Origin of the sequence: Cecembia sp. (assembly GCF_007126775.1) — a bacterium.
Lineage (GTDB): Bacteria > Bacteroidota > Bacteroidia > Cytophagales > Cyclobacteriaceae > Cecembia.
The window spans coordinates 1-5,510 of the sequence record NZ_SLAP01000093.1; the positions used below are offsets into that span (position 1 = coordinate 1).

Below are 5,510 nucleotides of genomic sequence, written 5' to 3' on the forward strand. Positions count from 1 at the left end.
AGCGAAGAATCTCCCATAGTTTAGGAGATGCTTCGACTCCGCAAGCTCCGCTCAGCATGACGTTTCATTAACTGTCATTACCTTTCTGTAAATACCAAATTTCAAATTCTCAGGATGACGTGCGCTTCCACATTTGCCAATTATAGGTTCTTAAAAACACCAAGCCTCATTCTTTAATCACTCCTAAAAACCATTATTTCCAACCCTCAGCACTACCTTTCTTAATTTTCTTGTAAGCTGAAGGCGTCATTCCTGTATGTTTCTTAAATTGTGAAGAGAGGTGCTGCACAGAACTGTAACCTAATTTCCAAGCCATTTCACTCAATTGCATTTCCTCATAAAACAACCATTCTTTAACCTTGTCCAATTTCAATTGGATAAAAAAGTACTCTAAGGTGATCCCTTCTGTGCTGCTAAATAAATGGCTTATCCGAGAATAGTCTTCAGGGATATGCTGCTTGATAAAATCCATAAGATGGAATCCTTCTGGAATATCTGCCTTTCGGATAAATTCATTTAGTAGATTTTTGACTTCCTCAATCCTTTGGACTTCTTTGCTTTTTAGGATTTCAAAACCCAACTGATGGAATACCTGCTCCAATTTGGAAAGTTTATCCTTGTCTATGGCTTGAGGTAAAAACACTTTTCCCAAGACAACTTTATCAAAAGGAATGTCCAGCTGCTGCAGGGACTGCTCTACCGCAAGCACACAGCGGGGACAAACCATGTTTTTTACCTGAATTTCCTTTACAAAATTATCTGCCATTTCCACACTATTTGATAATCAACCAATCCAAAACCCTCAAATACTAAAAGAACAATTTTACAATGCTTTGGATTAAAATCCAGCAATATCATGTCCGCCATGGCGGATCCAATATCAATAAATATCCTTGCGAAACCATTTAAAAACCGATACACTATCTGCTCTGCTAAATAAGATTATCCTCAAATCACAGGATCTTCTCCATCACAATCCTATAATCCTCAATACCTCCTTTTTTGATCAGATCCACTATTTTAAAACCTCTGTTAAGGCCAAAGTGAATCATTTTGGAGAAGCGGTTTCGTGTTTTGAAATATACCTTCAGGTAACCATGATTCCTGGCCCATCGTTCCTGTTCATCGGCCAATTTGGTCGCAATCCCCATTCTCCTGTAACTATCCATCACACCGCCCATCCAGGAATAAAACAATTCAGGTGAATCCCTTTGGTAGCCCACTTTAAAGCCCACAGGTTTGCCATCCACTTCTGCAATTAGGATCAGGTGAACGACGTCTTTCAATCTGTCCTCATAAATTTTTTCGGAAAAAGGCTGGAAAAACTCCGTTACATTTTTGGAAAGTTCTGTCACTTCTTGGACAGTACCCTGTCTGATTTTTATTTTTTCCATGTTTTCATGATCTATTTATAAAGGCAACATGGAATCTCGCATGGAAATAATCATTCCAGTCTGTGATGTTTTGGCCATGCAAGATTTCATAAGCTGATTTCCATTTTGACATTACACCGGCCATATTGGCCACAACCCATTTCTACCTCTCGAAATCCAAGTTTCTTATACAAATGAATTGCTGGCACCAACTTAGAGCTTGAAAACAACTCCACTTTTTTGGCTCCGATTGATTTGGCCTTATCCAGAATAGCCTTCCCTAAAAGAAAACCAATACCTCTCCCTTGCCCTTTGGGGTCTACCCCCATTTTAATCATTTCAAAGGAACCGACTTCTTTGGAAGGAATAAGGGCCACAGTACCAAAAATTTGATCATTCTCTTTGGCAAAAATGATATATCCACCTTTATCAAGGATATGCTCTTGTGGATTTTCCAACTGGGCGATATCAAAAGGCTCCAAAGAAAAATACTGCTCCACCCAAGCTTTGTTGATCCGCTCAAAGTGGGGCCGGAACTCAGGCTGGTAATCGATAATGGAAATGGTATTCATAGCGATTGAATTCATTCCATGAATATAAGCAGAAAAAATAAGTGGGAAAAAGGCATCCCTTTCCTGATGGTAAAATTTGGAATTCACAGAAATGTACGTCACTCTGACGAATGGAAAGCCTGCCCCGATCCTTTCGGGGAGTCTCCCAAAATCGAGGAGATGCTTCGACTCCGCAAGCTACGCTACCATTGACAGAACTTCACGCCCGTCACCCTGACGAAGGAAGGGTCTCCCGAAATATGGGGGATCCTTCACCTCCGCAAGCTCCGGTACCATTGACAGGTAAGAGTAACCGTCACCCTGAGTAAAGCGAAAGCCTGCCCCGATCTTTTCGGGGGGTCTCCCATAGTTTAGGAGATGCTTCTACTCCGCAAGCTACGCTCAGCATGACGGATCAAGTGATGTCATTGCCTTTGTGTAAATGCAAAATTTTAAAATCTCAGGGTGACGGTTCCGGTAATCTGTCAATGGTACGAAGGAAAAGTCTCAAGTTTATAGAACATAACTGCAAGCAAATTTCCAAAAGCTAAATCTCAAGTAAACCCATTCTAAAAATTTCCTTATTTTTGACCTTTGTTTTACACCAACCAAAAATTCAATATGGGATTATTAAGCGGAAAAACGGCTCTGATCACCGGAGCATCTAAAGGAATCGGCAGGGCAATTGCCATCCGATACGCCCAAGAGGGCGCCAATGTAGCATTCACTTACCTTTCCAGTGTAGAAAAAGGTCAGGCTTTGGAAAATGAACTGGCAGCTTTCGGGATCAAGGCCAAAGGCTATCGTTCTGACGCCTCTGACTTTAAGGCAGCGGAAGAATTGGTCAATGCGGTAGTGGCAGATTTTGGCGCTTTGGATATCCTGATCAACAATGCCGGAATTACCCGTGATAACCTGTTGATGCGAATGACCGAAGAAGCATGGGATGAAGTTATCGGGGTCAACCTGAAGTCATGCTTCAATACGGTAAAAGCTGCTACCCGCACCATGATGAAAGCAAAGGCTGGTTCCATCATCAATATCACCTCTGTTGTAGGAATTAAAGGGAATGCCGGACAGGCGAACTATGCTGCCTCCAAATCAGGAATCATCGGGTTCACCAAATCTGTGGCGCTTGAATTGGGATCAAGAAACATCCGTTCCAATGCTGTCGCCCCGGGATTTATAGAAACTGAGATGACTGGGGTATTGGATGAAAAAACCGTACAAGGCTGGAGAGATGCCATCCCGATGAAACGTGGCGGACAACCGGAAGAAGTGGCCAATGCCTGCGTGTTCTTAGGTTCAGATATGAGTTCTTACATATCCGGTCAAGTGCTTCAGGTGGATGGAGCGATGCTTACTTAAGAGGGGAGAGACGAGAAGTGAGAGGTTAGACACAAGAAATAAGACATAAGATAAAGTGGAATTTCGGAAGGCAGACTTCGGAACCATTAAGTTAAAGGATTCATTAAGGTAATTGCTTAAAATAGTTACAAAACAACCCCGATAGGGGTTTAATCCTTTTAAGGTATTTGCCCCGGGTAAAACCCGGGGATGTGAAGGAATTATTATATTCGGGAATCCCCACTCCAAAGGAGTCGAACACAAGGGAAGAAAGTATAATACCTGTCAAATATTTCAGGATGGAGCGTATAGTTGGAATATAGAGGATTTTTGTTTGAAGAAAATAACGGAGTAAAGAGCCATAAACTTTGAAATTTCAATATTTTCGAAGCTTTAATAGTTTAAAAGACCTTCGAGTTTCTAAAACCTTAAAGGACTAAGTATCCCCGCTCAATAATTTTGGGCGGGGTTTTATTTTTTCAAAATACAACCTTTTAAAAAAATTTTAGTATATTGTAATGATATCAATTCAATATCATATCAATATGGAGAAATTAACCAAACCCCTATCTGGCTATTTGATGGTATTGGTGGCAATAGCCCTGATTCCGGCCATTGTTTTTGCAATGATCAACCAGATTTTCTGGTTGGGTATAGTACTGATCGTACTGTTTATTTTGATACTTCCGGGATTCTTTACTTTACAACCCAACAAAGCCATGGTACTGATTTTATTCGGTGCTTACAAGGGCACCGTAAAAGCCAATGGCTTCTTTTGGGTCAATCCTTTTATGACCAAGAACAAAATTTCTCTTAGAGTAAGGAATTTTGAGAACAAGCCATTGAAAGTCAATGATAAAATCGGTAATCCCGTAATGGTAGGTACCATCGTCGTTTGGCAGGTAGAGGACACTTTCAAAGCTACTTTTGAAGTGGAAGATTATGAAAATTTCATCCATTTACAGTCTGACGCAGCAGTACGGAAAATGGCAGGGAAATACCCATATGATGACTTTGAAGCTGAAAATGCAGAGGTTACTTTACGATCTGGCGTTGAGGATGTCAATCATTCTTTGGAAGCTGAAATTTCAGAGCGCCTACATCATGCTGGTATCAAAGTCATAGAAGCCAGAATCTCCCATTTGGCCTACGCACAAGAAATCGCGTCCGCTATGCTGCAAAGACAGCAAGCCACTGCCATCGTAGCGGCAAGAAGAAAAATAGTGGACGGAGCTGTCGGCATGGTGGAAATGGCACTGGAAGACTTAAAGCTAAAGGGCATAGTAGACTTTGAAGAGGAGAAAAAGGCAGCTATGGTCAGCAATTTAATGGTGGTCTTGTGTTCGGATAGAGCTGCAAGTCCCGTATTGAATGTGGGAACCCTAAATCAATAAGTATCATGGCAACTTATATTTTCAAAGAAACACAGCGCTTTAATCAGCCATGGGTTTGGGCCATCTTATTGGTGGCCACAGGAATCATATTTTATGGATTGCTAAGCCAACCTATGGAAGACTGGGAAATGGTCATCCCAGTTATGATTTTGGGATTGGTTATTTTACTCTTGGTCAGCATGAAGCTTAAAACACGAATAGATGAGGTTGTCCTGGCATTCAGTTTCTTCCCTTTAATCATAAGAAGGACATATAAATTGACGGAGATAGAAAAATTGGAGCTCATTGCTTATAATTCTATATTTAAATTTGGAGGTTGGGGGATACGCTACAATTTCGACATGTGGGCCTATAATGTAAGGGGAAAACATGGTCTAGTGGTGACTTTAAAAAATAAAAAATTTCTCCTCGGCACCCAAAAGCCCGAAGAAATGCAAAAGGCCATAGACCAGTTTAACCAAATAAAATCAGGAAATCATGGCGGCTAAGAAACCCTTTGCCCTGAGATTGGATGAGGAAATGATGAAGGCTGTGGAAAAATGGGCATCAGATGAGTTTCGCAGTACCAATGGACAGATCGAATGGATCATCCATGAGGCCTTGAAGAAGGCGGGAAGATTGAAGGGGAAATAATGATTTGTACAAAGTACCATGTACCAAGTACTGGGAAACCCTAAATGGAAGAAATATCAAAACGATGGTTGGAGGCCATCGGCAACCTGTAACGCAGCTCCCAAGATACCCCGGCCTGAAGGGTCGGGATAAATCAATGATGGTATCAAGTCATGAATTCCAAGGTTATCCGTGGCTTCCAGCCCCGGTTGGGTTCATAGGGTATGAATAAC

Annotated in this window: 8 protein-coding genes; 5 read left to right on the top strand and 3 right to left on the bottom strand. The window is 41.4% G+C overall.

Annotation, left to right across the window (positions count from 1 at the left end):
• Window positions 1-193 precede the first annotated feature (193 nt).
• The 3 genes from QZT73_RS05815 to QZT73_RS05825 form a co-directional block, all read right to left on the bottom strand.
• Complete coding sequence (locus tag QZT73_RS05815) at window positions 194-766, bottom strand: AraC family transcriptional regulator (protein ID WP_291787141.1); 573 nt, start codon at window positions 764-766, stop codon at window positions 194-196.
• Between the two features lie 187 nt (window positions 767-953).
• Window positions 954-1,394, bottom strand: coding sequence for a GNAT family N-acetyltransferase (locus tag QZT73_RS05820; protein WP_291784368.1), 441 nt, complete (start codon window positions 1,392-1,394; stop codon window positions 954-956).
• 86 nt (window positions 1,395-1,480) lie between these two features.
• On the bottom strand, window positions 1,481-2,032 hold the full coding sequence (locus QZT73_RS05825; RefSeq protein WP_363331086.1) for a GNAT family N-acetyltransferase: 552 nt from the start codon (window positions 2,030-2,032) through the stop codon (window positions 1,481-1,483).
• A gap of 23 nt (window positions 2,033-2,055) precedes the next feature.
• Here QZT73_RS05825 and QZT73_RS05830 point away from each other — a divergent pair, with 23 nt between their 5' ends.
• The 5 genes from QZT73_RS05830 to QZT73_RS05850 all read left to right on the top strand — a co-directional run bounded on the left by QZT73_RS05830 (window position 2,056) and on the right by QZT73_RS05850 (window position 5,298).
• Window positions 2,056-2,253 (top strand): hypothetical protein, encoded by a 198-nt coding sequence (locus tag QZT73_RS05830; protein ID WP_291784370.1) that lies wholly within the window; start codon window positions 2,056-2,058, stop codon window positions 2,251-2,253.
• Window positions 2,254-2,545: 292 nt separating this feature from the next.
• Window positions 2,546-3,292 (top strand): 3-oxoacyl-[acyl-carrier-protein] reductase, encoded by a 747-nt coding sequence (gene fabG, locus QZT73_RS05835; RefSeq protein WP_291784372.1) that lies wholly within the window; start codon window positions 2,546-2,548, stop codon window positions 3,290-3,292.
• A 524-nt stretch (window positions 3,293-3,816) separates the two neighbouring features.
• Complete coding sequence (locus QZT73_RS05840) at window positions 3,817-4,665, top strand: SPFH domain-containing protein (RefSeq protein WP_291784375.1); 849 nt, start codon at window positions 3,817-3,819, stop codon at window positions 4,663-4,665.
• A gap of 5 nt (window positions 4,666-4,670) precedes the next feature.
• Window positions 4,671-5,153, top strand: a complete 483-nt coding sequence (locus QZT73_RS05845; protein WP_291787143.1) for a hypothetical protein — start codon at window positions 4,671-4,673, stop codon at window positions 5,151-5,153.
• Window positions 5,143-5,298, top strand: coding sequence for an Arc family DNA-binding protein (locus QZT73_RS05850; protein ID WP_010608769.1), 156 nt, complete (start codon window positions 5,143-5,145; stop codon window positions 5,296-5,298). Before QZT73_RS05845 ends, QZT73_RS05850 begins: the two co-directional genes overlap by 11 nt.
• Window positions 5,299-5,510: the final 212 nt, after the last annotated feature.

What these genes read in the sequence shown, in the direction of transcription:
- QZT73_RS05850 (WP_010608769.1), top strand. Translation starts at nt 5,143, where the DNA reads ATGGCGGCTAAGAAACCCTTTGCCCTGAGATTGGATGAGGAAATGATG.
- QZT73_RS05815 (WP_291787141.1), bottom strand. Translation starts at nt 766, where the DNA reads ATGGCAGATAATTTTGTAAAGGAAATTCAGGTAAAAAACATGGTTTGT.
- QZT73_RS05840 (WP_291784375.1), top strand. Translation starts at nt 3,817, where the DNA reads ATGGAGAAATTAACCAAACCCCTATCTGGCTATTTGATGGTATTGGTG.
- fabG (WP_291784372.1), top strand. Translation starts at nt 2,546, where the DNA reads ATGGGATTATTAAGCGGAAAAACGGCTCTGATCACCGGAGCATCTAAA.
- QZT73_RS05830 (WP_291784370.1), top strand. Translation starts at nt 2,056, where the DNA reads ATGGAAAGCCTGCCCCGATCCTTTCGGGGAGTCTCCCAAAATCGAGGA.
- QZT73_RS05820 (WP_291784368.1), bottom strand. Translation starts at nt 1,394, where the DNA reads ATGGAAAAAATAAAAATCAGACAGGGTACTGTCCAAGAAGTGACAGAA.
- QZT73_RS05845 (WP_291787143.1), top strand. Translation starts at nt 4,671, where the DNA reads ATGGCAACTTATATTTTCAAAGAAACACAGCGCTTTAATCAGCCATGG.